Below are 25,311 nucleotides of genomic sequence, written 5' to 3' on the forward strand. Positions count from 1 at the left end.
AGCCGACGGCGGCGACCACGGACGTGACGACGAGGGACAGTCGCCGGCGAGTGAGGTGACCGCCGGGTCGCGGAGGGTGAGGGGTCATGATCGAGAGGATGGCAGACCCCGCCAGGTCGCTATGCGCCGGCGCGTGCCGGGACGAGGGCACCGTCGCCGTCCGGGTGGAAGGTGCGGCGGTAGGCCATCGGTGACACGCCGATCGCCGCGTGCAGGTGCTGGCGCAGCGAGACGGCGGTGCCGAAGCCGGCCCGGTGGGCGACCTGGTCGACCGGCAGGTCGGTGGTCTCCAGCAGGTGCCGCGCCAGCTCGACCCGCTGCCGGGCGAGCCAGCGGCCGGGGCTCATGCCGACCTCCTCGTGGAACCGGCGGGTCAGCGTACGCACGCTCATCCCGGCCCGGCCGGCCAGCTCGTGCAGCGCGATCGGCCGGTCCAGGTGCTCCAGCGCCCACGCGCGGGCGGGCGCGGTGCCGGCGTCGTGCGGCTCGGGCACCGGGCGCTCGATGTACTGGGCCTGACCGCCGTCCCGCCACGGCGGGACCACGCCGCGCCGGGCCACGCGGTTCGCGACCTCGCTGCCGTGGTCGCGGCGCACGACGTGGAGGCACAGGTCGATCCCCGCGGCCGCACCCGCGGAGGTCAGCACGTCGCCGTCGTCCACGAACAGCACCTCCGGGTCGACCCGCACGCCGGGGAAGAGCCGCTGAAGCCGGCCCGCCTCGTTCCAGTGGGTGGTCGCGGGCCGGCCGTCGAGGAGGCCGGCGGCCGCGAGCACGAACGAGCCCGTGCAGATCGACATCACGCGGGTGCCCGGCCGGATCAGCGCGAGCGCCGACACCAGGTCCTCCGGGAGCCGCTCGGGCGGATGACACGAGCCGAACGGCGGGAAGACCACCGTGTCCGCCGTGGCCAGGATCGTCGCGTCGTGCTCGACGGTGATCGAGAAGTCGGCGGCCGTGCGCACGGGCCGGCCGTCCACCGTGCAGGTGACCACCTCGTACAGCGGCTCGTCGTCGGGTCCGAGCGCGGCCTCGAAGATCCGTCCGGGGATGCCCAGCTCGAACGGAATGACGCCGTCCAGGGCCAGGACGGCGACGCGGTGCGGAGATCCGGCCGGAGACGTCATGGCCAGATCCTTTCACAGGATGGCCATCCTGCCACTCCCTGCGGAGACACGCCTGCCGCAGTCTTGGGTCCATCACGAAGACGAACGGACCGTAGGAGGAACGATGACCACGATGCGCGCGATCGTCCAGGACGAGCCCGGCGGCCCCGAGGTACTGCGGCTCGCCGAGATCGAGCGGCCGGAGCCCGGACCGGTCGAGATCCTCGTGCGAGTGCACGCCGCCGGGGTCAACCCGACCGACTGGAAGACCCGGCAGCGGGGCCGCTCGGGGTACGGGTCGGCGCTGCCCCGGCTCGGCTTCGACGTGTCGGGCGTGGTCGAGGCGGTCGGGCCCGGCGTGACGCTGTACCGGCCGGGCGACGAGGTGTTCGGCATGCCGCGTTTCCCGCATCCGGCGGGCGCGTACGCCGAGTACGTCACGGCGCCGCCGCGCCACTTCGCCCGCAAGCCGGCCGGCGTCGACCACGTCCAGGCCGCGGCGCTGCCGCTGGCCGCGCTGACCGCCTGGCAGGGCCTCCTAGACACCGCGGAGCTGCGTCCCGGCCAGCGGGTGCTCGTGCACGCCGCCGCAGGCGGAGTCGGGCACCTCGCGGTCCAGATCGCCAAGCTCAACGGCGCGTACGTGATCGGCACCGCCCGGGAGGCCAAGCACGCCTTCGTACGCGGACTGGGCGCCGACGAGGTCATCGACTACACCGAGGTCGACTTCGCCGAGGCGGTCCGCGACGTCGACGTCGTCCTCGACACCATCGGCGGCGACTACGGCCCCCGCTCCCTGCGGACCCTTCGCGACGGCGGTGTCCTCGTGTCGTACCTGTCGGCCGACGACGACCTTGTGTCCGCGGCCGCGAAACGGGACATCAACGCGGGCTGGACACTCGTCGAGCCCGACTACGCCGCGATGAAGGAGATCGCCGCGCTCGCCGAGGCGGGCCGGCTGCGCGCCGAGATCGACTCGGTGTTCCCACTGGAGGAGGCCGCCAAGGCCCACGAGCGCGGCGAGACCGGCCGCACCACCGGCAAGATCGCCCTGACGGTGGCCCCCTGACGATCCGGATCGCGGCTCATCGGCCGAGCAGGCGGTCGATGGCGCGGCGGGCCCGTTCGGGGGCGGCCGGGTCCCGGTGCAGCTGGATGGCCTGGCCGGCGGCGAGCCCCACGCCGCCCAGCTCGAAGACCAGTTGATCGACGTCGGTGTCCGGGGGCAGGTCGCCGGCGTCGACGGCCGTCCGCAGCTCGGCGGCCGCGTAGTCGGACCAACGGGACAGGGCGGCGAGCACGGCGTCCCGGACGGGGCCGGGACGCCCGTCGAACTCGGCGGCGACCGAGGTGAGGAAGCAGCCGCCGTGCCCGTCGTCCGCCATGTACGCGATCCACTCATCGAAGGCGCGGGTCAGCCGGTCGACGCCGGGATCGGACCCCGCGGCGCGTGCCGGCACCCGGTCGGCGAACTTCTCGATCGCGGCGTCGAGCGTCGCGAGCTGGAGCGCCTCCTTGGTGCCGAAATGGCCGATCACTCCGGCCTTGCTCATCCCGAGCTCGGTCGCGAGCCGGCCGATGGTGACGCCTTCGAGCCCCTCGGTCGAGGCCAGCGTCAGGGCGCACTCGATGATCCGGGTCCGGGTGGCGGCCGTTTCGACGGCGGACTTGCGTGGGCTCACGAGATCAGCTTAACCTACCGACCGTTCGCTAAATGCGTACGACCGTTCGGTAGCTAAAGGAGCGCCATGAAGATCCATCACCTGAACTGCGGATCGATGCGCGAGATCGATCCCGCCGACGCGGCAGATCACCGGCTGGAGCCCGCGCGGGCGCTGAACCACTGCCTGCTCGTCGAGACCGACGACTCCGGTCTCGTCCTGGTCGAGACCGGATTCGGCACGCCCGACGTCGACCGCCCGGAGGAGACCCTCGGCCGGACCTTCCTGGACCGGACCCAGGCGCTGCTCGACCCGGAGGAGACCGCCGTACGGCAGATCCGGCGGCTCGGCCACTCGCCCGACGACGTCCGCCACATCGTGCTGACCCACCTCGACCTCGACCACAGCGGCGGGCTGCCGGACTTCCCGCACGCCACCGTTCACCTGCACGACGCGGAGTACCGGGCCGCCATGGCCGCGACCGGCGCGCACCCCGAGCACGCCCTGCGCTACCGGCCCGCGCACTGGGCGCACCGCCCGCACTGGAGGACCTACGAGTCGCGGAAGGGCGAGTCGTGGTTCGGGTTCGACGCCCTCGAACTCGACGGCCTGCCCCCGGAGATCCTGCTGATCCCGCTCGCCGGGCACACCGAGGGCCACTGCGCCGTGGCCGTACGGGACGAGGATCGATGGCTCCTGCACGCCGGCGACGCCTTCTACCACCACGGCCAGGTCGAGCCGGACGACCGCTGGTCCATGCCCCTGTGGGAGGCGCTGGAGGAGATCACGGAGATCGACCGGCCGCTGCGCGCCGCCAACCAGGCCCGCCTCCGCGAGCTCCTGCGCGACCACGGCGACGAGGTCGAGGTCTTCTCGGCCCACGACCCCTGGGCCTTCGCGCGCCTCGCCGCCCGGCCGTGACCGACCGTGCCGGATCACTGTGATCCGGCACCGGCACCGGCTCCGGCACGCCGGCGATCCCCAGGGTGGTGGGCCGGATCCGGCGGGCCGAGCCGAGGGCGTACGGTGCGGACGCGGACGCCTGAGGGCAAGGCGAGGGTATTTACTTTGCATTAGCGCGGTTATCGGTATGTCTAAGGCTGGCCTACGACTGGAAGATCGCAGGTCAAGGCCCCGCTACTACCGAGGAAACGTTCTTGAATAGCTCTACGATCGGTTCATGACCTCAGTTCTGCTCGCCGAGGACGACACGTCCATATCCGAGCCTCTCGCCAGAGCGCTGCGGCGGGAGGGATACAACGTCGAAGTCAGTCCCGACGGTCCGCAGGCTCTCGAGCGGGCGCTCGGGGGCGGGGTGGACCTCATCGTCCTGGACCTCGGCCTGCCCGAGCTCGACGGGCTCGAAGTGGCCCGGCGCGTTCGCGCCGAGGGCCACGGCGTGCCGATCCTCATCCTCACCGCCCGCGCCGACGAGGTGGACACCGTGGTGGGCCTCGACGCCGGCGCCGACGACTACGTCACCAAGCCCTTCCGTCTCGCCGAACTCCTGGCCCGCGTACGCGCTCTGCTGCGCCGGGGCAGCACGGAGACGCCGATCGTGCAGGGCGTCCGGATCGACGCCGAGTCCCGTCGCGCCTGGATGGGCGACCAGGAGCTCCAGCTCACCACCAAGGAGTTCGACCTGCTTCGCGTGCTGGTCCGCGACGCGGGCAAGGTCGTCACCCGAGAACAGATCATGCGGGAGGTATGGGATACCAACTGGTGGGGTTCCACCAAGACCCTCGACATGCACATCTCCTGGCTCCGTCGCAAACTGGGAGATGACGCGGGCAGCCCGCGTTACATCACGACCGTGCGAGGAGTGGGCTTCCGCTTCGAGCGCGGTGACTAGTCGTGTGAACCCGGCGTGACCACCCCCTGGTCACGTCTCGGGCGAAAGAGAGGGTCCCCCATGAGGCGACGGCTCCTGCTGTCCACGCTGGCCGTCGCGGTCGTCGCCGTGCTCCTGCTCGGCATTCCCCTGGCGTACTCGACCCATCGGCTTCTCTACGACGAGGCCGAACAACAGGTCGAGCGGGAGGCGGCGACCGTGGTTGCCGGCGTGAACCTCAAACAGGAAGGCAAGCAGTCCATCGTCGGCGACCAGATCGCCAAGGAGTTCCCCAGCCGGTACATCGTCGTCACGCTGGCGAACGACGAGGTCATCACGGCCGGAGTCGCGCCGCCGAAGGGCGCGCACGTCATCCGGAAGACCGCCAACGACCGCGGTATCCGGGTCCAGGTGTCCCGTGACGCCGCCGACATCGAGGCCGAGGCACTGCGCACGTTCCTGCTGATCGGCAGCCTCGTCGTGCTCGGCGTCGGCGTGGCGGTCGGGCTGGCGATGGTGCAGGCGCGGAAGCTGACCCTGCCGCTGATCGACCTGGCGGAGACCGCCGAGCGCCTCGGGTCGGGCAACGCGCGGCCGCGCCGGCGCCGGTACGGCGTGCCCGAGGTCGACCGGGTCGCGGAGGTGCTCGATCGCAGCGCCGTGCGGATCGCCGATCTGCTGGCCGCGAGCCGGGAGTTCGCCTCCGACGCCAGCCACCAGCTGCGTACGCCGCTGACGGCGCTGTCCATGCGGCTGGAGGAGATGGTCGAGGCGGCGGAGTACCCGGACATCGTCCGGGAGGAGGGCGCCGCCGCGGCCGCGCAGATCGAGCGCCTCGCCGCGGTGGTCGAGCAGCTCCTCGCCCGCGCCAAGCACGATCCCACCGGTGACGCGATCCCCGTGCCCGTCGACGACATCGTCGCGCAGCAGCTGGAGGAATGGGAGCCGGTCTTCCGGCGCGAGGGGCGCCGGCTGGAGGTGACCGGCGTGCCGGAGCTCACCGCCGTGGCCAGTCCCGGCGGCCTGTCGCAGATCATCGCGACCCTGCTGGACAACTCGCTCGTGCACGGGGACGGGACCGTCACGATCCACACCAAGGAGACGGCCTCGTCGATCGTCGTGGAGGTCGGGGACGAGGGCGCGGGCGTTCCGCCGGATCTGGAGCGGCGGGTCTTCGACCGCAACGTCAGCGGAAGGTGGCAGGGGACCGGGCTCGGGCTCTACCTCGCGCGCTCGCTGGCCACGGCGGACGGCGGGCGGCTGGAGCTCATCCGCGCCCGGCCGGCCACCTTCGCGATCTTCCTGCGGCAGGGCGACGAGGTGCTGCGGGCGCGCGAGCGCGTCGTCAGCGGCCCCGCCTAGCGGCCTGCTCGGCGGGCATCCGGGGGGAGGGCGGCTCGGCGTCGCTCCGGACGGGTCCCTCCTCCTCGGCGTGGTCGGCCTGCGAGAGCTCGTGGGCCTCGGGCAGACCGGTGTGCGGATCGACCGGCGGCGCGGTCGGTGGCAGGAAGACCCACTTCTTGTACGCCCAGTAGCGGAAGAGGGTCGCCACGCCGGTACCGATGATCTGCGACACGTTGAACGCCACGCCGTTGCGGATGCCGAGGACGTAGTGGGTGAAGCCGATGAACACCCACGTGATCACCAGGCCGACGCCGTTGAACGCGAAGAACAGGACGTACTCCCGGCCCAGGCCCGACTTGTCACGGTGGCGGAACGTCCAGAACCGGTTGGCGAAGTAGGAGAAGGTCGTCGCCGCGACGGTGCCGACGCCGAACGACGTCAGCGGGCCCACGTGCATTCCGAGGTGCAGGGTGTCGGAGATGCCGATGGTGATGATGAAGTTCAGCACACCGATCGTCCCGAACGCCGCGAGCTCGTGGATCAGATGGGCGAATCTTCGGTACAGACGACTGGCGAGACGCACGAGATGGGACCTTTCATTCCGGCTCGGTGGCCGATCGCACACCCTCGGCGACACCCGGATCTAGATACCCCTGGCTTACGAGGTTAGACGGCCTTCCGCGGCGCGTCGTTCCCGCGGGGAACGACCACCTCGCGACATCGGTGTGGCGTCTCGCGGGCACGGCCGTGCTTCTCGTCCGGGGCACCCGGTCTCTGAGCACGGCGGATAGGCTTCGCACGTGACGGACAGGCAAGACATACCAGTCGTCGGCATGGTCGGCGGCGGGCAGCTCGCCCGGATGATGCAGCAGGCGGCGATCGCGCTCGGCGTGCCGCTGCGGGTGCTCAGCGACAGCGCGCACGCGTCCGCGGCCAAGGTCATCGCCGACGTGCGCATCGGCGACCACGGCTCCCTCGACGACCTGCGCTCCTTCGCCAAGGGCACCGACGTGGTGACGTGGGACCACGAGCACGTCCCCGGCGAGCACATCCGGGCCCTGGAGGACGCCGGCGTTCCCTGCCGCCCCGGATCCGGGGCGCTGCTGCACGCCCAGGACAAGCGCGTGATGCGGGAACGGCTCACCGAGCTGGGCATGCCGTGCCCGGAGTTCGTCGTCCTGGACCCCGAGGCGCCGCTGACGACCCTCGAGCGGTTCGGGCGGCACGCCGGCTGGCCGGTCGTGATCAAGGCGTCGCGCGGCGGCTACGACGGCAAGGGTGTGTGGGTCTGCGCGTCCGTCGAGGAGGCGCGTGTCGTCGTTGAGCGCGCCGTCGCCGAGGGCGTCGACCTGCTCGCCGAGCGGCACGTGCCGTTCCGTCGCGAGCTGGCCGCCCTCGTGGCCCGCTCCCCGTACGGGCAGGGCGCGGCGTACCCGATCGTGGAGACGGTGCAGCGCGACGGCATCTGCCACGAGGTGATCGCGCCCGCCCCGGGCCTGCACCCCGACCGGGCCGAGGAGGCCCAGCGGCTGGCGCTCACCATCGCCGACGCCCTCGACGTGACCGGCCTGCTCGCCGTCGAGCTGTTCGAGACCGAGGACGGCGTGCTGGTCAACGAGCTGGCGATGCGGCCGCACAACTCCGGTCACTGGACGATCGAGGGGTCGCGCACGTCGCAGTTCGAGCAGCACCTGCGGGCCGTGCTCGACCTGCCGCTCGGCGAGACGACCCCGACCGCGCCGTACACCGTCATGGCCAACGTGCTGGGCGGCGAGGATCCTGACGTCTACCGGCGCTACATCCACGTCATGGCCCACGACCCCGCCGTGAAGGTGCACTTCTACGGCAAGGAGGTCCGGCCCGGCCGCAAGATCGGACACGTCACCGCGCTCGGCGACGACCTGGAGGAGACCCGCGAGCGGGCCCGCCACGCCGCCGACTACCTGAGAGGGACCGCCGTATGACCGTCGGCGTCGTGATGGGCAGTGACTCGGACTGGCCCGTGATGAAGGCCGCCGCCGAGGCGCTGGATGAGTTCGACGTCGCGTACGAGGCGGACGTGGTCTCCGCCCACCGTATGCCGCAGGACATGATCGCGTACGGTTCGGAGGCCGCCTCCCGGGGGCTGCGCGTGATCATCGCGGGTGCGGGCGGCGCCGCCCACCTGCCGGGGATGCTCGCCGCCGTGACGCCGCTCCCGGTGATCGGGGTGCCGGTGCCGCTCAAGTACCTCGACGGCATGGACTCCCTGCTGTCGATCGCGCAGATGCCGGCCGGCGTCCCCGTGGCGACGGTGGCGATCGGCAACGCCCGCAACGCCGGCCTCCTGGCCGTCCGGATCCTCGCGGCGGCCGATCCGGAGCTGCGTGAGCGCATGGAGGAGTTCCAGCGCGACCTGTACGCCCAGGCCAAGGCGAAGGGCTCTCGCCTGAGGAAGGCCAGAGACTAAGGGCACGCTCAGCGGGGAAGGCCCAGGCGGGCCCATTCGATGGCCGGGCAGCGGTCCATGACGACGTCGAGGCCCGCCTCCCGCACCCGCCGGGCGGCGGCCTCGTCGATCACGTCCAGCGGGAACCACACCGCCCGCACGTCACCGTCCCGGCGCGGGCCGTACGCCGCGAACAGCTTGATCGCCTCGTCGGCGACCTCGCCCGCGTGCTCGGCGCGCCGGTAGACGCCGACGACGTCGACCCGGTGCGTCACCTCGTCCAGTGCCGAGACGCCCGGCACCCCGAGCACCGTCTCGGCGGCGGGGTGGACGGGGACGATCGCCTTGCCCCGGGACTGGAGCAGCTGCGCCATGTCGTACGCGGTGCGGCCCGGGTTGTCGCGCAACCCGACGAACGCCCACGTCCGCGAATCGAGCAGCACCCGGCGGATGACGGCCTCGTCGGCGTAAGAGTCGCTCATGACGGTGCCAACCGCCGGGCGGCCCGCCGCCTTCCCGGCGGAACGCCGCCCGTACGGCACCGCCCGGCCACCTGGGCCGGGCGGTGCGGGCTTACGGGCGTCCCAGGGCGCGGTAGTGCCAGCCGGCCGCGCGCCAGAGCTCGGGGTCGAGCGCGTTGCGGCCGTCGACGATGTTGCGCTCGGCCACCGCGGCGCCGAGGACCTCCGGGTCGAGGTCCCGGAACTCCTTCCACTCGGTGAGCAGCAGCACGACGTGCGCGTCGTCGGCGGCGTCCATCGCCGACGTGCCGTAGGTCAGGTCCGGGTGGGCCCGGCGTGCGTTGTCGAGCGCCTGCGGGTCGTACACCGTCACCTGGCCGCCCTGCGCGCGGATGGAGGTCGCGACGTCGAGGGCGGGCGAATCGCGGATGTCGTCGGAGTTCGGCTTGAACGCCGCGCCGAGGACGCCGACCGTACGGCCGATGAACGAGCCGCCCAGCAGCTCGCGCGCCAGGTCGACCATGCGGATGCGGCGCCGGATGTTGATGGCGTCCACCTCGCGCAGGAACGACAGCGCCTGGTCGACGCCGAGCTCGCCGGCGCGGGCCATGAACGCCCGGATGTCCTTGGGCAGGCAGCCCCCGCCGAACCCGAGACCCGGGCCGAGGAACTTGCCGCCGATCCGGTCGTCGTAGGAGAGGGCCTCGGAGAGCTTGGTCACATCGGCGTGCGCGGCCTCGCACACCTCGGCCATCGCGTTGATGAACGAGATCTTCGTCGCGAGGAAGGCGTTGGCGGACACCTTGACGAGCTCAGAGGTGGGGAAGTCGCTGACGATGAAGGGAACGCCTTCGGCGACCATCGAGGCGTACACCTCGCGTAGGACCTTCTCCGCGCGGTCGGACTGGACGCCGACGACGATGCGGTCCGGGTGCAGGGTGTCCTCGACGGCGTAACCCTCGCGCAGGAACTCGGGGTTCCAGGCGAGCTCGACGACGTCTCCGGCGGGGGCCAGCAGCGCCAGCCGCTGCGCCAGCCGCTCGGCGGTGCCGACGGGGACGGTGGACTTGCCGACGACCACGCAGGCCCGGGTGAGCAGCGGCGCCAGGGAGTTGATCGCGTCGTCCACGTAGCTCATGTCGGCGGCGTACTCGCCTGGTTTCTGCGGCGTGCCCACACAGACGAAGTGGACGTCGCCGAACTCGGCGGCCTCCTCGTACGACGTGGTGAACCGCAGCCGGCCGTTCTCCAGGTTGCGGCGCAGGATGGGCTCCAGGCCCGGTTCGTAGACCGGGAGGTCGCCTTGGGTCAGACGCGCGATCTTCTCCGCGTCCACATCCACGCCCAGCACCTCGAAGCCCAGGTCGGCCATGCATGCCGCGTGGGTGGCGCCCAGGTAACCGGTACCGATCACGGTCAAGCGCTGTGCCAAGGTCCCGCCTCCTTTCCTAAGTCCGTCGTGCCCGACCCCGTTATCTCCCCACGGGCCGCTCGGCATGCTACCGGCCCTACTGGCGAGTAGGTTTACCGCGTACGATCGGCGTATGACCGCAGACTTTCCTCTGTACGAACTTTCTGAAGAGCACCAGATGCTCCGTGAGACGGTTCGTTCGCTGGCCGATGACAAGATCGCTCCGCGAGCCGCGGAGACCGACGAGACGGGGGAGTTCCCCCAGGCCGTCTATGACGCGCTCGTCCAGGCGGACCTGCACGCCGTGCACATCCCCGAGGCGTACGAAGGAGCCGGTGCCGACGCCCTCGCCACGGTGATCGTCATCGAGGAGGTCGCTCGCGCCTGTGCCGCCTCGTCCCTGATCCCCGCGGTGAACAAGCTCGGCACCGTTCCGATCCTCCTCTCCGGCTCGGAAGACCTGAAAAAACGCTACCTGAGCTCCGTGGCCCGTGGCGAGAACATGTTCTCGTACGCCCTGTCGGAGCCGGAGGCGGGCAGCGACGCGGCCGCGATGAAGACGAGGGCCGTGCGCGACGGCGACCATTGGGTGCTTAACGGCACCAAGCGGTGGATCACCAACGCGGGTGTCTCGGAGTACTACACCGTGATGGCCGTCACGGACCCGTCGCAGGGCGCCCGAGGCATCTCGGCGTTCGTGGTGGAGAAGAGCGACCCGGGTGTGAGCTTCGGCGCACCGGAGAAGAAGCTCGGCATCAAGGGCTCGCCGACGCGCGAGGTGATCCTCGAGGACGTGCGGATCCCGGCCGACCGGATCATCGGCGAGGAGGGCACGGGTTTCAAGACCGCGCTCGCCACCCTCGACCACACGCGCGTCACCATCGCGGCCCAGGCGCTCGGCATCGCCCAGGGCGCGCTCGACTACGCGCTCGGCTATGTCAAGGAGCGCAAGCAGTTCGGCAAGTCCATCGGCGACTTCCAGGGCGTGCAGTTCATGCTGGCCGACATGGCGATGAAGCTGGAGGCGGCCCGTCAGCTCACCTACGCCGCCGCCGCCAAGTCCGAGCGGGCGATGGAGGGCGAGCGCGTGGCGGACCTCACCTTCGTCTCCTCGGCGGCCAAGTGCTTCGCCTCCGACGCGGCGATGGAGATCACCACCGACGCCGTGCAGCTGCTCGGCGGCTACGGCTACGTCAAGGACTACCCGGTCGAGCGCATGATGCGCGACGCCAAGATCACCCAGATCTACGAGGGCACCAACCAGATCCAGCGCGTCGTCATGGCCCGCCAGCTCCTGAAATAGAGTCCCGCCGGCACACCGGCCCGGGCCGGCCGTGGTCCGCCCTCCGGCCCGCGCCGGTGTTTCGCGTGTGCGCCGTGGAGCCACCGGCTGACAACTGCTGGACGAATGTCAGACGCCTGGATAACTTCCTGTCATGAGAACATCACGGATCGTGTTCCGGCTGAGTGGGGAGGACAGGCGGATCATCGAGTCGGCCAAGCGCTCGGATGAGGGAGTGACCGATGTGATCCGGCGCGCCCTGCGACTGCTGGAGCGCGAAGACTGGCTCAGGCAGGCCAAGGCGGACGCCGAGCGCCTGGCCGATGAGGATCTGTCCGCCGAAGAAGCGCTTTAGGGCGCTACGGCGGTGGCTTGGGGAGGGGGCGTCCCGTACGTCGGGGTGCTGCCGTCGTCCCGCGCGGCGCGGAACCGTCCGGCCCCGAGCGCCGTGGTGGGACCGGCGCAGGGAGCCGTGGGTTCAGCGTTCAGGCATGAGCCGCGCGTCGCGCGGCCCGGGGTCAGTTGTGAAGGACAGGGCTGGCTCCCGCCAGCGGATCGTACGCCCTCCGGTTGTGCACCATGACCCAGAACCGGTAGTAGCCATGCGCCTTGCGCGGTGTCTTCATCGAGTAGGGAACGTGGCCCTGCTTGCAGCCGTAGTGGGCGCGCCAGATTGTCTTGGAGCCGGTGAACTTCTTGTTGTCCGCCTTTTCAAGGGCGACGTCGATCCGGCAGAAACCGCGGTCGTGCTGGCCCACCCGGTCGACATAGAAGTCGGGCCGGACCACGTTCTTGTGGGCGCTGATGCAGGCGCGGAACTTCCATCCCGAGTAGCGGTCGCTGTACGGCCGGCATCCGCCGCCGGACGACGCCGCGGCCGAGGGGGCCATGGTCAGGATGAGCCCAGAGGCGACCGCCAGCCCGGTCACGGCCGATATGGATCTTCCTCGCAGAGACACACATGCCTCCTGTTCTTGATCGATCTGGTCGAGGACGGATCCTTTCAGCACGCGGTGGTGTCCGACAGGGACTCAGGGCTCAACCCGGATGAATGACGACGGGACGGTCCAGAGAGTCATGAACGATGTCGAGAGAGCACCGCGTCCGCAATTCGCTCAGAGCGTCCGCGGCGGCCGGCGCTCGGTCAGCGCGGGCGGCGCATCTCGCGGGTGCCGCCGTCCTCATCCCGAGGCCTGAACGGCGACTGGTCGCCGTACTGCCGTTCCGGCTCGTACAGCGGCACGTCGAACTCCGTCTGCCCGTACGCCGTCGCGGCCGGCCCCTCGGCGGAGCCGTAGACGGGGATGTCCCCCTGGTCCGCCGACCCGTACACGTGGGTGTCGGTGTGACGGGGCGTCCCGTACGCCGGGGTGCTGCCGCCGTCCCGCGCGGCGGCGTGACGGCCCCGCCCCCCGGTGGACGTCGAGCGCCGCCCGTCCGTCTCCTCCGACTCGGGAAGGCCGTATTCGTACGCCGGGTCGGAGTCGTCGTCGGGCCGGCTCCGCCATCGCGAGGGGAAGAACGACCCGAAGAGCAGGCCGACGCCGGCGAAGAGGATGAACCCCTCCTCCTCGAGGCCCGCGAGTGTCACGCGCTGCCCCTTGAAGGGGAACCGGTTGATGAGGTCGGCGGTCGTCTGCTGGGAGACGAAGAACAGCACGCCGGCGGCGGTGAGGATCAGGCCGCCGATGAGGGAGGCCAGCGGCGAGATCCGAGAGGCGGTGAGGAGCGCGAAGACGATGGCGGCGCCGGCCAGCGCGCCGCCGCCGAGCCACTTGTCGGTCTTGTGGCCCTGCATCACGAAGCCGTGCTGCAGGCGGTACGTGCCGAAGATCAGAAGTCCTGCGAGCGCGGCTGTAAGGATCAGTCCCAGGAAGAATCCCCAGGTGTGGCGGGCGCCGTTCGACATCGCTGTCCTCCCAGTGGCCGACGACCCCGGCGGGGCCGCCGGTACACCAGAAGGCTAGTGGCCCGAGGAACGCGTAAAAAGGAGCATTTTTCAGGCAGGGCGATGTGGCCTCGGCGGCCACTGTGATCTCACTCGCGGATTCACCTGCAGAGGTTCTGCGTGGCCGTCCTCGCGTTCACCTGCCGCTGCTGGGAGTCCGGCGCCTTGGCGGGCTCTCTCACGGTGACCTTCTTCACCCCGGACCAGGACGGCCCGACCACGACCTGAAGGCGTGACCCGAGCCCGGACACCTGCTTGAGCCTCGCCCCCGGGATCGCCGCCTTCAGCGTCTTCGCCGAGTCCTCCCGGCCCGGCCCGTACTGGATGACGGTCGCCCCGACCCCGTGCCGCGAGCCGGGCACCACGGTCGCGCCGAACCCGGCGTCGCGCAGGTCACCGGCGGCCCGGGCGGCCAGCCCGGGCGTGCCGACTCCGTTGATCACGCGGACGTCGATGTTCCGCGGGGCCACCGTGAGGCCGTCGGGCTTCGCGCTCGGGGACGCCCCGGCGGGGCTCTGCGCGGGCTTCGGCTGGTCGACGATCGGCTTGTCCTGCTGGATCTGGTCGAACAGCCGGCCGGCGGCCCGGTCGTCCCACAGCACGGTCGACTGCCGCACGCCGCCGATCGGCGTCAGGTAGTCGGCGTTGGCCAGCGGCACCGTCGTGAAGGCGATGCCGTCGGTCGAGATGCCCCGCATCTGCGTGGCCAGTGACGTCAGCGTGCCCTTCGACAGATCCTTGTCCGCCCGGATCGTGCTCAGCGCCGCGCTGAGCACGGCCGGATACCTCGTCGGGTCGTTCAGCGCCTTGTGGGCCACCGCGGACATGAACTGCTGCTGCCGGTCGATCCGGCCCAGGTCGCTGCCGCCGGTCAGGGTGTAGCGGGCCCGGGAGTAGGCGAGCGCGGTCTTGCCGTCCACGGTGGTCTTCCCCGCGGGCAGCCGCAGGCCGCTCTTCGGGTCGTCGATCGCCTGGTTCGTGCAGACGGTCACGCCGCCGAGCGCGTCCACGACCTTGATGAAGCCCAGGAAGTTGACCTCGACGTAGTGGTCGACGTGCACGCCGGTGGCGCGCTCGACCGTCTGCACGGCGAGGGTGGGCCCGCCGTACATGTAGGCCCAGTTGAGCTTGCCCTGCCGCTCACCGACCTGCGTGCCGCGCGTCCCCTCGTTGCCGTTCGACTTGTGCGACGGAATGGTGACCAAGGAGTCGCGCGGCAGGCTCACCACGGTGATCTTGTCGTGCTTGGACGAGACGTGCACCAGCATCATCGTGTCGGAGCGCTCGCCGCCGACCTTGCCCAGATGCAGGTCCCGGATCTGCTGGTCGGTCAGCCCGTCGCGCCGGTCGACGCCGGCCAGCAGGATGTTCATCGAGCCCTGGGGGCCGGAGTCGGGGCGGTTCTTCAGCCCCTCGAACGCGTTGACGCGCCGCACGCTGCCCAGGACGTAGTCCTGGAAGGCCCAGCCGCCACCGGAGAAGAGCAGCACCGCCGTCGACATCACGCCCGTCGTCAGCAGGAACCGGCGCTGCCGCCGCGCTCCGTCCGCCGGAGCCCCGCGCGGGGCCCGTTCGACGCGCACGTGCGAGGCCTCCGCGTCGCCGAGGGCGACGCCCTCCACCTCCGCGGCCTCGTCGTCAGCCGGGGTGCCCGGGCGGGGGCGGAAGTAGCGCTCCTGCGGGTCGGACTCCTCGTCGTGTGCCATGACGGCTCGCCTCTCCGGGGGGTGCGAAGTCTTGCCTTCATTGCGGCGTTCCTCGCGTTCGTACAGTACCGTGGCGCCGTCATGAATCCCTCGCCCAACACACAGGTCGCCGTAAACCGCGTCTGGCCGGCCGTGTCAGTGATCATGCCCGTACTCAACGAGGAACGACATCTCGCGGAGGCGGTCACGTCCATCCTCACCCAGGACTACCCCGGTGAGCTGGAGCTCGTCATCGCGGTCGGACCCTCCCGCGACCGCACGCAGGAGATCGCCGAGAAGCTCGCGGCCGACGACGCGCGGATCGTCGTCGTCCCGAGCCCGACGGGCCGCACCCCCAACGGCCTGAACGCCTGCATCACGGCCTCGCGGCACTCCATCATCGTCCGGGTCGACGGCCACTCGCTGCTGCCCGCCGACTATGTCCGGGCCGCCGTCGAGACCCTGGAGGAGACGGGCGCGGACAACGTCGGCGGCATCATGGCCGCCGAGGGCGTCACCCCGTTCGAGAAGGCCGTCGCCCGCGCGATGACGACCAAGATCGGGATCGGCAACGCGACGTTCCACATCGGCGGTCAGCCGGGCGAGGCGGAGACGGTCTACCTCGGCAGCTTCCGGCGCACCGCCCTCGACCGGGTCGGCGGGTACGACGAGACGTTCGTCCGCGCGCAGGACTGGGAGATGAACCACCGCATCCGCCAGACCGGCGGCAAGGTCTGGTTCACCCCCCGGATGCGGGTGACCTACCGCCCCCGGCCGAACATCCGGGCGCTGGCCAAGCAGTTCTTCCACACCGGCAAGTGGCGGCGGGTGGTCGGCCGCGAGCACCAGGGCACTCTCAACCTGCGCTACCTCGCGCCGCCGCTGGCCGTGGTCGCGATCGCCGTCGGCGTGGTCGCCGGCGTCCTCGGCTTCTGGCCCGGCTGGATCATCCCCGGCGGGTACGCCGCCGCGATCCTCGCGGGCTCGGTCGCGACCGGGCGGGGGCTGCCGTTCTCGGCGTGGGTGCGGCTTCCCCTGGTGTACGCGACGATGCACATCGCGTGGGGGCTCGGCTTCCTGGTCAGCCCGCCGAGCCTGGGGCGTTCTCCCCAGCGGTGATCTGCTCGGCGATCAGCAGATCGACCGGATGGGTGATTTTAATGTTCCGCTCACTGCCCGGGACGACCCGTACGGGGATCTCGGGCAGGTAGCGGTGCACCACCCCGCAGTCGTCCGTCGGTGGCCGCTCGGCGAAGCCCGGGTCGGCCAGCGCCCGCTCGTACGCCGTGCGGATCGTGGCCAGCCGGAATCCCTGGGGCGTCTGGAAGCGCCGCAGCCGGTCCCGCCGCGGCATCTCCACGACCCGGTCCCCCTCGACCACGACGACCGTGTCGGACGAGGGCACCGCCACCGCGACGACCTCCTCGCGCTCCAGCGCCGCGACGCAGTCGGCGATGATCCGGGCGTCCACGAACGGGCGGGCGGCGTCGTGGAACAGCACGCGGACGTCGCCCGGCTCGTCCTCCAGCGCCGCGAGCGCCCGTAGCGTCGACTCCGTACGGGTGGAGCCGCCCTCGACGACCCGGCCGACCTTGGCGTACGGCTTGGCGATCACCTCGGCCTCGGCCACATGACCGGCGGCCATCACCACGACGACCTCGTCGATGTCCGGCGCCGTGTCGAACGCCTCGATCGCGCGGGCGAGAATGGGCCGACCCCCCACGGCCGCCAGCTGCTTCGGCGCGCCGAGACCCAGACGCAGTCCCGTTCCACCGGCGAGGACGACCGCAACGGTTCTCATGCGCCCGCACTTTACTGTCCGCCACCTACCGTCGTGAGGGCCCACAGGGTGTCGACAGCGGTAACCTATGGGGACCTTTGCCGCGTCACCCGGCTGAACGGATGTTTACGGCGAGGAGGCGGCGCCGCGACACTCGCGGTATGGTCGGCGCTCACATCTCACGGCTCTGCCAGAGACCCCCCCACTCCAGACCTGAGGACTACAGACATGATCTTCGGAGGGCGCCGATGACGTTGGCAGTGGTTCTCGCAACCGAGGCGGTCGCCTCTGGGTCCACGCCGACGGCCGGCCTCACACTTCCGGGCGGCGGCGCTGTCGTCACCCGGCTGCTCGCCCAGCTCGAATCCCTTGACGTCGCCGATCGCCGCGTGATCGCCCGTCCCGAGTTCGCCGCCACGCTCCGGGAGCACGGCTGCGAGGTCGTCGAGTCCAAGGGGCTCGCCGACGATCTCCGGGAGATCGCACGGGTGGCACGTGCGGCGAAGGAGCCGATGCTGGTCGTGCACGGTGACGTCATCGCCCATCGCGAGGTGTTCGCCCGGCTCGTCTACAATTCCAAGGCCCCCGCCTCCGCCGTCGTCGCCCGCGATCACGTGAACGACGACGAGCTCACCCGCCCCCTCATCCGGATCAGCAAGGGCCGCATCGCTTCGGCGGGCTCCCCCTACCACCAGGTGACCGACCCGAACGCCGTCTTCCGCGGCGTCCTCCGGGTCTCCCAAGAGGAGACCGACACGCTCGCGCAGGCGGCGGAGAAGCTCGCGGAGCTGGCCGACAAGCCCGACGGTCTCACGGAGATCAGCCCGGTCCGCCACCTGTGGCAGAACCCGGAGGACACCGGCGACATCGAGATCGAGCAGGGCGACGGCGACCGCAACAGCGCCCTGGCCACCACCCCGATCACCGGAGACGACGCGCCGACTCTGCTCGTCGTCGGCCTGGTGCGCTCGGGCGTGAAGGTCACCGGCCGCGGCAACGCCACACTGCTGTGCGAGCGGGTCCTCGACCAGACACAGGCGGACGCGGCCCAGCGCGCCATCGACGCCGTCGACGAGGACAAGGTCCGCCTGAGCGCGGCGGTGAAGAACAACGACGGCTTCTTCACGACCTACGCGGTGAGCACCTACTCCCGCTACATCGCGCGCTGGTGCGGCAAGCGCGGCTGGACGCCGAACGGCGTCACCGCGATCTCCATGGGGATCTCGGTGGTCGCCGCCTACTTCTTCTCCACCGGCCAGCGGTGGGGGATGATCCTCGGCGGTGTGTCGCTGTACTTCGCGTTCGTCTTCGACTGCGTGGACGGGCAGCTGGCCCGCTACACCCGCCAGTTCAGCACGCTCGGTGCCTGGCTCGACGCGACGTTCGACCGGGCCAAGGAGTACACCGTGTTCGCCGGCCTGGCCGCGGGTTCCACCGCGGCGGCGGTCGGCAGTTCGGTGCACGGCGGTGACGTCTGGTACCTCGCCGCGATCGCGATCACGGTGCAGACCTGCCGTCACATGGTCGACTTCGCGTTCGGCGCGTCGAAGCGGCGGAGGCCGCCCGAGCCCATCCCGGTCGTTCCGCTGGGCACGCCCGGCGACAGCGCCCTGGACGAGCCGGAGCCCTCGAAGAGCCGCCCGAAGGGCAGCGGCATCAGCCACTTCGCGGTGTGGCTGTCCGCCCGCTCGGAGAAGATCCAGGTCTTCCACTGGTTCAAGAAGATGATCGTGCTCCCGATCGGGGAGCGGTTCGCGCTGATCGCCCTCACGGCCGCGCTTTTCAACGCGCATGTGACGTTCATCGCACTGCTCTCGTGGGGTGCCGTCGCCGGGGCCTACACGGTCATCGGCCGCATCCTCCGTTCCCTCACCCAGCCGAGGTCGGTGGCATCCTGAAATGAGCACAGTCCTTCCCGGCATGTCGCCGGCCGCCGACAAGCCCGCCCCCGTTCCCGACGCCGAGCTCGCCTACCACGGCAGCCGGCTGATCGCCTACCGCGACGACGGTCCCATCGCCAACGCGCTGGGCCGGCTGACCAAAGGGCAGCTTCCGCCTCTGCTCCCGTTGCTCGTCGCCGGTATCGTCACCGCGATCCTGCTGGGGGCCGGGGTCAGCGGTCAGACCAGCCCTGCGGTCTTCGCCCCGGTGCTGGTGCTGCTGCTGGCGGGTCCCGGCTCGACGCACCCGCACAGCGGGCGGCTCGACTGGCTCGTGCCGCCGATCATGCGGGCGATCGAATACGGATACCTGGCGACGCTGGGCTTCGCGCACGGCGTCTCCAAGCCGCTGGTGTACGCCTTCCTGGGCGTGCTGGCCTACCACCACTACGACACCGTCTACCGCACCCGCCAGCGGCTTTGGCCGGCGAAGTGGGTGTTCGTCGCCGGCCTCGGCTGGGAGGGCCGCCTGCTCATCGCGGCGGTCGCCACGCTCGCGGGGAAGCTGTCCATCGTGCTGGCCGTGCTGGGCGTCTACTTCGCCCTGCTGTTCGGCATCGAGAGCGTCTACACGTGGGTGCGGACCGGTACGGGCAGCGGTGTCATGGTCAATCTCGAGGAAGAGGAGGAAGCCGGCTCATGATCGGCATGGTTCTGGCCGCGGGAGCGGGCCGACGGCTCCGCCCGTACACGGACACGCTGCCCAAGGCGCTGGTGCCGGTCGACGGTGAGACGACGATCCTCGACATCGCGCTCGGCAACCTCGCCGAGGTCGAGCTGACCGACGTCGTCATCGTCGTCGGGTACCGCGCGGAGGCGGTCGAGCAGCGCAAGGCCGCCCTGGAGAGCCGGTACGGCGTCTCCATCACGCTCGTGCACAACGACAAGGCCGAGGAGTGGAACAACGCCTACTCCATGTGGATGGCGCGCGACCACTTCGGCGAGGGCGTCCTCATGGTCAACGGCGACACGGTGCACCCGGTGAGCGTCGAGAAGACCCTCCTGGAGAACCGCGGCCCGGACATCCTCCTCGCCGTCGACGACGTCAAGAAACTCGCCGACGAGGAGATGAAGGTCATCCTCGACGCCGACGGTCGCCTTCAGCGCATCACGAAGCTGATGGACCCGTCCGAGGCGAACGGGGAGTACATCGGCGCCACGCTGCTCGAGCCGGCCGCCGCGCAGCCGCTCGCGGACGCGCTGAAGGCCACCTGGGAGCGTGACCCGGACCTCTACTACGAGGACGGCTACCAGGAGCTGGTGAACCGCGGCGGGAAGATCTCGGTGGCCCCGATCGGCGCGGTCGACTGGGTCGAGGTCGACAACCACGACGACCTGGAGAAGGCCCGCCGGATCGCCAAGGGATACTGATGCCGCTGCTCACGCGGATGCTACCCGCGCCGCTGTCCATCGACGTGCGGCGCGGGGCCATCGCCCATCTCGGGGAGCTGCTCGCCGACCGGCGGATCGCCACCGAGGGCCGCGTGGCCATCGCGGTCGGCCCCGGACAGGGCGACCAGATCGCCGAGCACGTACGGCCCGGTCTGCAGGCGTGCGAGGTCTTCCACGTGGACGGCGGCACGGTCGACGCCGCCGTCGACCTCGGTTCGCGGCTTCGGAGCGGTTCGTACGAGGCGGTCGTCGGCATCGGCGGCGGGAAGACCATCGACGCCACCAAGTACGCCGCGACGCTCGCCGGCATGCCGATGGTCTCGGTCGCCACGAACCTGTCCCATGACGGGATCTGCTCGCCTACGGCCTCCCTGGAGCACGAGAAGGGAAAGAACACCTTCGGTGTCGCGATGCCGCTGGCCATGATCGTCGATCTCGACTATGTCCGCGCCGCGCCGGACCGTCTCGTCCGCGCCGGCGTCGGCGACGTGCTGAGCAACTTCTCGGCGGTCGACGACTGGCTGCTGTCCAACCGGGAGCAGGGCGACCCGATCGACCGGCTCGCGCTGACCTTCGCCCGTACGGCCGCCGAGGCGCTGATCTACCAGCCCCGGTCGATCGAGTCCGACGAGTTCCTGACGGTGCTGGCCGAGAGCCTGGTGCTGTCCGGGATGGCGATGTCCTTCGCCGGCTCGTCGCGCCCGTCGAGCGGCGGCGACCACGAGATCATGCACGCGATCGACCACCTGTTCCCCGGCACCGCCAACCATGGCGAGCTGGCCGGGATCGGCGCGGCGTTCTGTTATCACCTTCGTTCGGTTCACCTGGGGGAGGGCGCCGAACGCCTCGCGGAGATCGTGGCATGCCTGGATCGTCATGGGCTGCCCAAGACTCCGTATGACATCGGTCTGACGGAGGAGCAGTTCGCCGAAGCGGTGGTCTACGCTCCCCAGACCCGGCCTGGCCGGTACACCATCCTGGAGCACCTCGGACTCGACGAGGGCGCTGTGCTGAAAGCGGTACGCGAATATGTCGGCACCTTCGCTGGCTGACGTCCGGGCGGGCGGTCAGCCGCCCGGCCTCAAGGATCGTCGGAACGAAGAGCACTGGGCTGGGCGGCTGTACATGCGCAGCATCTCGCCCTACTTCAGCTGGATCTTCATCCGCGTCGGGTTCTCCCCGAACCAGCTCACCTACCTGATGATCGTCTGTGGCGTGCTGGGCGGCGCGGCCGTCGCGGTCGACGGTCGCGGGACGACGGGCCTGGTCTGGGCGATCGTCGGCGCCCTGCTGATCCAGGCCTATCTCCTGCTGGACTGCTCCGACGGCGAGGTGGCGCGGTTCCGCCAGCGCACGTCGGTCACCGGCGTCTACCTCGACCGGATCGGGCACTACCTGTCGGAGGTCGCGCTCCTGGCCGGCCTGGGAGTGCGCGCTCAGGGCGCCTTCGAGAACGGCGGCTACGTCGAACTCGGCCTGCTCGCCGCGCTCGGCGCGGCGCTGATCAAGGCCGAGACCGACAACGTGGTCGTCGCCCGGGCAAAGTCGGGCCTGGCCGCCGAGCCGGAGACCGGCGACCGCGCCCTGCGCCCGGAGTCGACCGGACTGGCGCTGGCCCGTGAGGCGGCGTCGCTGCTGAAGCTCCACCGGATCATCGGCGCGGTGGAGCTGTCCCTGCTCATCGTGGCCGCCGCGGTCGTCGATCACCTGACGCACGGCCTGACCGCCACGAGGGTCCTCGCCGCAGCCGTCGCGATCGTGGCCGTCCTGCAGACGGGGCTGCACTTCGTCAGCATCGTCGCGTCGCGGAGGCTGAAGTGAAGACGGCTTGCGCCGAGGCGCATCCCCAGCCGGTTCGAGTCGATTCATGGAGACGCGCGTGAAGCTGTCCGTCGTCGTGCTGACCATGGGAAACCGCCCGGCCGAACTCGAACGCGCCGTCAAGAGCGCCCTGAACCAGAAGTACGTCGACGTCGAGGTCGTCCTCGTCGGCAACGGCGCGGACGTCCCCGGCTCCTGGCCGGAGAACGTCAAGGTCGTGCGCCTGCCGGAGAACGTCGGCATCCCGGCCGGCCGCAACCGGGGCGTCGAGGCGTCGTCCGGGGAGCTGATCCTCTTCCTCGACGACGACGGCTGGTACGAGTCGCCGGAGCTCGGTGCGCGGCTGCGGGACAGGTTCACGGAGGACCCGAGCCTCGGCATCGTCTCCTTCCGGGTGCGCGACCCCGAGGGCGGTCCGGGCGAGCGGCGCCATGTCCCCCGGCTGCGGGCGGGTGACCCGCTCCGTTCGTCGGAGGTCACGACGTTCCTGGGCGGGGCCTGCGCCATGCGCCGCGCCGTGTTCGACGCGGCGGCCGGGCTGCCGGAGGACTTCTTCTACGCCCACGAGGAGACCGACCTCGCCTGGCAGGCACTCAACGCCGGCTATCGCATCGTCTACGACGCCGAGTCGGTGATGTTCCACCCGGCCGTGGCGCCGACCCGGCACGAGATGTTCTACCGGCTCAACGCCCGCAACCGTGTCTGGCTGGCCCGGCGGAACCTGCCGTGGCCGCTCCTGTTCGTCTACCTCGGCGTGTGGGTCGCGATGACGGTCGCACGCGAGCGCAAGCCGGCCTCCCTCCGCCCCTGGTTCAGCGGTTTCCTGGAGGGCTGGCGCAAGCCGGCGGGCCGACGACGCCCCATCTCCTGGCGCACCGCCTGGCGCATGACCCGCCTCGGCCGCCCTCCGGTCATCTGACGGCCGTTACCGCCGGGGTCTGCCGGGCCGGTGGTCGAGGCCTTCCGGCCGGGTCGCCGCGCGGCGGGTGGCCCGTGCCGCCGGTCACCGGGAGGCGGCTCCGGACAGGAGCGCCTGCCAGTCGGGGGCGGTGGTGAGGACGGTGAGGCGCTGGGTGGCGCGGGAGACGGCGACGTACAGCGTGCGCAGTCCCGTCCGCGAGTAGTCCGCGATCTCGCCGGGCTCGACGATCAGTGCCGCGTCGAACTCCAGGCCCTTCGCCTCCAGCGCGTCGAGGACCTGGACCCGCTCCGGTAGGTCCGGCAGGGGCGGGGCCGGGCGGCCCACCGGCAGGATGACGCCGACGGTGCCCTCGACCGCGTCGGCCAGGGCGGCGGCCTCGGCGCGCACGCTCCCGTCCAGTTCGGAGACGTGGCGTATCACCGGATGCCGGCCCGAGGCGCGTACGGCGCGGGCGGGCCGGGCCTCGGGGACCGCGCGGGCCAGCACGCGCGCGGCCACCTCCGCGATCTCGATCGAGTTGCGGTAGTTGGTGGTCAGCTGGAAGGCATGGCGTGGACGGCGGCCGAGCGCGGTGTCCATCGTCTTGTCCGCGGCGGCGGAGTCCTCCCACGCGCTCTGGGCCGGGTCGGCCACGACGGTCCAGGTGGCCTGCCGGCCGCGTCTGCCGAGCATCCGCCACTGCGTCGGTGCCAGGTCCTGTGCCTCGTCGACGACGATGTGGGCGTACTCCACGGGCAGGTCGTCGTCATCGTCGCCGCGTCGCATGGCCTGCTCACGGCGTTCGACGTACGTCGTGAGCTCCCGCAGCGTCGGCTCGTCGTCGTCCTCGGTCTCGACGACCTCACCGGTGAAGACGTTGACGCCGTCGATGACGAACGGGTCCTCCGCCTTGCGCTTCTTCCCACGGGCCGGCCGCGGCGGGGGCCCGAGGATGGCACCGGCCTCGTCGAGCAGCGCGATGTCGAGGTAGGACCACGGACCCTGCCAGGACTCCGCGAGCAGCCGGACCTGCCGGTCGGTGGCGGACCGCCCGGCGGCGCGGCGCAGCCGGTCGACGTCGGCCAGCGAGCGCAGCACGTCGGCGGGGCGGCGGACCGGCCACCAGGCGCGCAGGAACTCCACGAAGCGCCGCTCGTCGCGCACGTGCCCCGTGAACGCCGCACGGGTCGTCCCCGGCGCGTCGTCGGGCCCGCCTACATCGAGGAAGCGATCCCACAGCGCGCCGAGCAGCAGCTGGGCGGCGCGGGGGTAGGCGGTGTTGACCGCGCCGTTCACGGTGCGGTGGACATCCCGGCGGACGCGGTCGAGCGTCTCGCGGCCCAGCGTCACCACGACTCCGCGGTAGACGGTGCGGAGGGTGTCGGGGCTGCCCGGCGGGGCGTCCTGTACGGCGCGTCTGAGCACGCGCGTCATCATGGCGGCACCCTTGACGCGGGCGATCTCCGGTGCGTCGTGGGCGGCCGCCTCAGCGCCCGGCACGAGATCACCGAGCGAGCGCAGGGTGGCGCCGCCCTCGCCGAGGGACGGCAGCACGCGCTCGATGTAGGCGGTGAACCGCGGGTTCGGGCCGACGACCAGCACGCCGCGTGAGCCGAACCTGCGCCGGTGCCGGAACAGCAGGTACGCCACCCGGTGCAGGGCGACGGCGGTCTTGCCGGTGCCGGGGCCGCCCTGGACGATCACGGTGCCGTCGGCGGCGGCGCGGATGACCTCGTCCTGCTCGCGCTGGATCGTGGCGACGATGTCGCGCATCGTGCCCTCCCGGCTGCGGGCCAGCGAGGCCAGGAACGCGCCGTCGCCGACGATCGTGAGGTCGGGACGGGCGCCGGGGATGAGCAGGTCGTCCTCCAGGTCGACGACCTTGCGGCCCTGGCAGTGCAGCACCCGGCGGCGTACGACGCCACGCGGGTCCTCCGGGGTCGCGCGGTAGAACGCCTCGGCCGCCGGGGCGCGCCAGTCGATCACGAGAGAGTCGTGCTCGCTGGTGCGCACGCCGACCCGTCCGACGTACAGCGTCTCTCCGCCGACGAGGTCGAGGCGGCCGAAGACGAGGCCCTCCTCCGCGACGTCGAGCGCGTGGCTGCGCGCGGAGGCCTGGTGGACCATCGCGTCCCGGTCGACCAGCGAGCCCTTGGTGCCGGCCTGGGCCTGGCGGTATCCCTCCTCGATCATCCGGCGAGCGCCCGCGCGCATCTCCTCGAGGCGTGCGTACGCTTCGTCGACGCGGGACTGCTCCGCGGCGATCTGCTCGTCCTTGACCGTCGGCACCATGGGCCAATTATCGGTGCGAAGCGAGGGA

25 protein-coding genes are annotated in these 25,311 nt (G+C 71.1%); 15 read left to right on the forward strand and 10 right to left on the reverse strand.

What is annotated here, in order from left to right:
- Window positions 1-119 precede the first annotated feature (119 nt).
- A complete protein-coding gene (locus NE236_RS07390; RefSeq protein WP_252841056.1) occupies window positions 120-1,127 on the reverse strand; it encodes a GlxA family transcriptional regulator in 1,008 nt (335 codons plus the stop codon).
- A gap of 112 nt (window positions 1,128-1,239) precedes the next feature.
- Between NE236_RS07390 and NE236_RS07395 the strand changes: the two genes are divergently transcribed.
- Window positions 1,240-2,175 (forward strand): NADP-dependent oxidoreductase, encoded by a 936-nt coding sequence (locus tag NE236_RS07395; RefSeq protein ID WP_372494265.1) that lies wholly within the window; start codon window positions 1,240-1,242, stop codon window positions 2,173-2,175.
- A 16-nt stretch (window positions 2,176-2,191) separates the two neighbouring features.
- Here NE236_RS07395 and NE236_RS07400 read toward each other — a convergent pair whose 3' ends face one another.
- Window positions 2,192-2,788: a TetR/AcrR family transcriptional regulator gene (locus NE236_RS07400; protein ID WP_252841058.1), complete on the reverse strand. Its 597-nt coding sequence runs from the start codon at window positions 2,786-2,788 to the stop codon at window positions 2,192-2,194.
- Between the two features lie 66 nt (window positions 2,789-2,854).
- Between NE236_RS07400 and NE236_RS07405 the strand changes: the two genes are divergently transcribed.
- From NE236_RS07405 to NE236_RS07415, 3 genes are all read left to right on the forward strand, one after another.
- On the forward strand, window positions 2,855-3,688 hold the full coding sequence (locus NE236_RS07405; RefSeq protein ID WP_252841059.1) for an MBL fold metallo-hydrolase: 834 nt from the start codon (window positions 2,855-2,857) through the stop codon (window positions 3,686-3,688).
- A 259-nt stretch (window positions 3,689-3,947) separates the two neighbouring features.
- Window positions 3,948-4,619 (forward strand): response regulator transcription factor, encoded by a 672-nt coding sequence (locus NE236_RS07410; protein WP_141956913.1) that lies wholly within the window; start codon window positions 3,948-3,950, stop codon window positions 4,617-4,619.
- A 60-nt stretch (window positions 4,620-4,679) separates the two neighbouring features.
- A complete protein-coding gene (locus NE236_RS07415; RefSeq protein ID WP_252841060.1) occupies window positions 4,680-5,960 on the forward strand; it encodes a sensor histidine kinase in 1,281 nt (426 codons plus the stop codon).
- On the opposite strand, the gene NE236_RS07420 is transcribed toward NE236_RS07415, so the two are convergent.
- Window positions 5,944-6,525 carry a GtrA family protein gene (locus NE236_RS07420; protein WP_252841061.1) on the reverse strand — a complete coding sequence of 194 codons (582 nt, stop codon included), beginning with the start codon at window positions 6,523-6,525 and terminating at the stop codon, window positions 5,944-5,946. The genes NE236_RS07415 and NE236_RS07420 overlap by 17 nt on opposite strands.
- Window positions 6,526-6,742: 217 nt before the next feature.
- On the opposite strand from NE236_RS07420, the gene NE236_RS07425 reads away from it, so the two are divergent.
- Window positions 6,743-7,906 (forward strand): 5-(carboxyamino)imidazole ribonucleotide synthase, encoded by a 1,164-nt coding sequence (locus NE236_RS07425; RefSeq protein WP_308209060.1) that lies wholly within the window; start codon window positions 6,743-6,745, stop codon window positions 7,904-7,906.
- Window positions 7,903-8,391 carry a 5-(carboxyamino)imidazole ribonucleotide mutase gene (gene purE, locus NE236_RS07430; protein ID WP_252841062.1) on the forward strand — a complete coding sequence of 163 codons (489 nt, stop codon included), beginning with the start codon at window positions 7,903-7,905 and terminating at the stop codon, window positions 8,389-8,391. Before NE236_RS07425 ends, purE begins: the two co-directional genes overlap by 4 nt.
- Window positions 8,392-8,399: 8 nt before the next feature.
- On the opposite strand, the gene NE236_RS07435 is transcribed toward purE, so the two are convergent.
- Together NE236_RS07435 and NE236_RS07440 are read right to left on the reverse strand one after the other, a co-directional pair.
- Window positions 8,400-8,852 (reverse strand): CoA-binding protein, encoded by a 453-nt coding sequence (locus NE236_RS07435; RefSeq protein WP_252841063.1) that lies wholly within the window; start codon window positions 8,850-8,852, stop codon window positions 8,400-8,402.
- A gap of 91 nt (window positions 8,853-8,943) precedes the next feature.
- Window positions 8,944-10,263 (reverse strand): UDP-glucose dehydrogenase family protein, encoded by a 1,320-nt coding sequence (locus tag NE236_RS07440; RefSeq protein ID WP_252841064.1) that lies wholly within the window; start codon window positions 10,261-10,263, stop codon window positions 8,944-8,946.
- A gap of 112 nt (window positions 10,264-10,375) precedes the next feature.
- Between NE236_RS07440 and NE236_RS07445 the strand changes: the two genes are divergently transcribed.
- Both NE236_RS07445 and NE236_RS07450 read left to right on the forward strand, forming a co-directional pair.
- The gene (locus NE236_RS07445; RefSeq protein ID WP_252841065.1) at window positions 10,376-11,545 is read left to right on the forward strand and encodes an acyl-CoA dehydrogenase; all 1,170 of its coding nucleotides are present in this window, start codon (window positions 10,376-10,378) and stop codon (window positions 11,543-11,545) included.
- Between the two features lie 133 nt (window positions 11,546-11,678).
- Window positions 11,679-11,879, forward strand: a complete 201-nt coding sequence (locus NE236_RS07450) for a hypothetical protein (protein ID WP_252841066.1) — start codon at window positions 11,679-11,681, stop codon at window positions 11,877-11,879.
- A 163-nt stretch (window positions 11,880-12,042) separates the two neighbouring features.
- Here the strand turns inward: NE236_RS07450 and NE236_RS07455 are convergent, their stop codons facing one another.
- The 3 genes from NE236_RS07455 to NE236_RS07465 all read right to left on the reverse strand — a co-directional run bounded on the left by NE236_RS07455 (window position 12,043) and on the right by NE236_RS07465 (window position 15,178).
- A complete protein-coding gene (locus NE236_RS07455; protein ID WP_252841067.1) occupies window positions 12,043-12,453 on the reverse strand; it encodes a hypothetical protein in 411 nt (136 codons plus the stop codon).
- A gap of 215 nt (window positions 12,454-12,668) precedes the next feature.
- Window positions 12,669-13,433, reverse strand: a complete 765-nt coding sequence (locus tag NE236_RS07460) for a hypothetical protein (protein ID WP_252841068.1) — start codon at window positions 13,431-13,433, stop codon at window positions 12,669-12,671.
- Window positions 13,434-13,573: 140 nt separating this feature from the next.
- Window positions 13,574-15,178, reverse strand: a complete 1,605-nt coding sequence (locus NE236_RS07465; protein ID WP_252841069.1) for an LCP family protein — start codon at window positions 15,176-15,178, stop codon at window positions 13,574-13,576.
- Between the two features lie 21 nt (window positions 15,179-15,199).
- Here NE236_RS07465 and NE236_RS07470 point away from each other — a divergent pair, with 21 nt between their 5' ends.
- Window positions 15,200-16,276, forward strand: a complete 1,077-nt coding sequence (locus NE236_RS07470) for a glycosyltransferase family 2 protein (protein ID WP_504915074.1) — start codon at window positions 15,200-15,202, stop codon at window positions 16,274-16,276.
- Here NE236_RS07470 and ispD read toward each other — a convergent pair.
- Window positions 16,239-16,958 carry a 2-C-methyl-D-erythritol 4-phosphate cytidylyltransferase gene (ispD, locus tag NE236_RS07475; protein ID WP_252841071.1) on the reverse strand — a complete coding sequence of 240 codons (720 nt, stop codon included), beginning with the start codon at window positions 16,956-16,958 and terminating at the stop codon, window positions 16,239-16,241. The two genes, NE236_RS07470 and ispD, sit on opposite strands and share 38 nt — an antisense overlap.
- Window positions 16,959-17,185: 227 nt before the next feature.
- Between ispD and NE236_RS07480 the strand changes: the two genes are divergently transcribed.
- From NE236_RS07480 to NE236_RS07505, 6 genes are read left to right on the forward strand one after another with little or no spacing between them, the layout of a single operon-like run.
- Window positions 17,186-18,835 carry a CDP-alcohol phosphatidyltransferase family protein gene (locus NE236_RS07480; protein WP_252841072.1) on the forward strand — a complete coding sequence of 550 codons (1,650 nt, stop codon included), beginning with the start codon at window positions 17,186-17,188 and terminating at the stop codon, window positions 18,833-18,835.
- 1 nt (window position 18,836) lies between these two features.
- Entirely contained in the window at window positions 18,837-19,520 is a 684-nt protein-coding gene (locus tag NE236_RS07485; protein WP_252841073.1) for a DUF5941 domain-containing protein, read from the forward strand.
- Entirely contained in the window at window positions 19,517-20,248 is a 732-nt protein-coding gene (locus tag NE236_RS07490; protein WP_252841074.1) for a phosphocholine cytidylyltransferase family protein, read from the forward strand. The genes NE236_RS07485 and NE236_RS07490 overlap by 4 nt, the downstream gene beginning before the upstream one ends.
- 17 nt (window positions 20,249-20,265) lie before the next feature.
- Window positions 20,266-21,321 (forward strand): iron-containing alcohol dehydrogenase family protein, encoded by a 1,056-nt coding sequence (locus NE236_RS07495; RefSeq protein WP_252841157.1) that lies wholly within the window; start codon window positions 20,266-20,268, stop codon window positions 21,319-21,321.
- Complete coding sequence (locus NE236_RS07500) at window positions 21,299-22,090, forward strand: CDP-alcohol phosphatidyltransferase family protein (protein WP_252841075.1); 792 nt, start codon at window positions 21,299-21,301, stop codon at window positions 22,088-22,090. The genes NE236_RS07495 and NE236_RS07500 overlap by 23 nt, the downstream gene beginning before the upstream one ends.
- Window positions 22,091-22,136: 46 nt before the next feature.
- Window positions 22,137-23,009, forward strand: coding sequence for a glycosyltransferase family 2 protein (locus NE236_RS07505; RefSeq protein ID WP_252841076.1), 873 nt, complete (start codon window positions 22,137-22,139; stop codon window positions 23,007-23,009).
- Between the two features lie 84 nt (window positions 23,010-23,093).
- On the opposite strand, the gene NE236_RS07510 is transcribed toward NE236_RS07505, so the two are convergent.
- Window positions 23,094-25,283, reverse strand: coding sequence for a HelD family protein (locus NE236_RS07510; protein ID WP_289849981.1), 2,190 nt, complete (start codon window positions 25,281-25,283; stop codon window positions 23,094-23,096).
- Window positions 25,284-25,311: the final 28 nt, after the last annotated feature.

It is taken from the genome of Actinoallomurus purpureus (assembly GCF_024055795.1).
Classification (GTDB): Bacteria; Actinomycetota; Actinomycetes; order Streptosporangiales; family Streptosporangiaceae; genus Actinoallomurus; species Actinoallomurus purpureus.

Excerpts from the sequence above, each read along its gene's own strand:
- NE236_RS07450 (WP_252841066.1), top strand. The coding sequence starts at position 11,679 with ATGAGAACATCACGGATCGTGTTCCGGCTGAGTGGGGAGGACAGGCGG.
- NE236_RS07405 (WP_252841059.1), top strand. The coding sequence starts at position 2,855 with ATGAAGATCCATCACCTGAACTGCGGATCGATGCGCGAGATCGATCCC.
- NE236_RS07495 (WP_252841157.1), top strand. The coding sequence starts at position 20,266 with ATGCTACCCGCGCCGCTGTCCATCGACGTGCGGCGCGGGGCCATCGCC.
- NE236_RS07415 (WP_252841060.1), top strand. The coding sequence starts at position 4,680 with ATGAGGCGACGGCTCCTGCTGTCCACGCTGGCCGTCGCGGTCGTCGCC.
- NE236_RS07390 (WP_252841056.1), bottom strand. The coding sequence starts at position 1,127 with ATGACGTCTCCGGCCGGATCTCCGCACCGCGTCGCCGTCCTGGCCCTG.
- NE236_RS07485 (WP_252841073.1), top strand. The coding sequence starts at position 18,837 with ATGAGCACAGTCCTTCCCGGCATGTCGCCGGCCGCCGACAAGCCCGCC.
- NE236_RS07490 (WP_252841074.1), top strand. The coding sequence starts at position 19,517 with ATGATCGGCATGGTTCTGGCCGCGGGAGCGGGCCGACGGCTCCGCCCG.
- NE236_RS07510 (WP_289849981.1), bottom strand. The coding sequence starts at position 25,283 with ATGGTGCCGACGGTCAAGGACGAGCAGATCGCCGCGGAGCAGTCCCGC.
- NE236_RS07410 (WP_141956913.1), top strand. The coding sequence starts at position 3,948 with ATGACCTCAGTTCTGCTCGCCGAGGACGACACGTCCATATCCGAGCCT.
- NE236_RS07500 (WP_252841075.1), top strand. The coding sequence starts at position 21,299 with ATGTCGGCACCTTCGCTGGCTGACGTCCGGGCGGGCGGTCAGCCGCCC.
- NE236_RS07395 (WP_372494265.1), top strand. The coding sequence starts at position 1,240 with ATGCGCGCGATCGTCCAGGACGAGCCCGGCGGCCCCGAGGTACTGCGG.
- NE236_RS07465 (WP_252841069.1), bottom strand. The coding sequence starts at position 15,178 with ATGGCACACGACGAGGAGTCCGACCCGCAGGAGCGCTACTTCCGCCCC.
- ispD (WP_252841071.1), bottom strand. The coding sequence starts at position 16,958 with ATGAGAACCGTTGCGGTCGTCCTCGCCGGTGGAACGGGACTGCGTCTG.
- NE236_RS07435 (WP_252841063.1), bottom strand. The coding sequence starts at position 8,852 with ATGAGCGACTCTTACGCCGACGAGGCCGTCATCCGCCGGGTGCTGCTC.
- purE (WP_252841062.1), top strand. The coding sequence starts at position 7,903 with ATGACCGTCGGCGTCGTGATGGGCAGTGACTCGGACTGGCCCGTGATG.
- NE236_RS07445 (WP_252841065.1), top strand. The coding sequence starts at position 10,376 with ATGACCGCAGACTTTCCTCTGTACGAACTTTCTGAAGAGCACCAGATG.
- NE236_RS07480 (WP_252841072.1), top strand. The coding sequence starts at position 17,186 with ATGACGTTGGCAGTGGTTCTCGCAACCGAGGCGGTCGCCTCTGGGTCC.
- NE236_RS07505 (WP_252841076.1), top strand. The coding sequence starts at position 22,137 with ATGGAGACGCGCGTGAAGCTGTCCGTCGTCGTGCTGACCATGGGAAAC.
- NE236_RS07460 (WP_252841068.1), bottom strand. The coding sequence starts at position 13,433 with ATGTCGAACGGCGCCCGCCACACCTGGGGATTCTTCCTGGGACTGATC.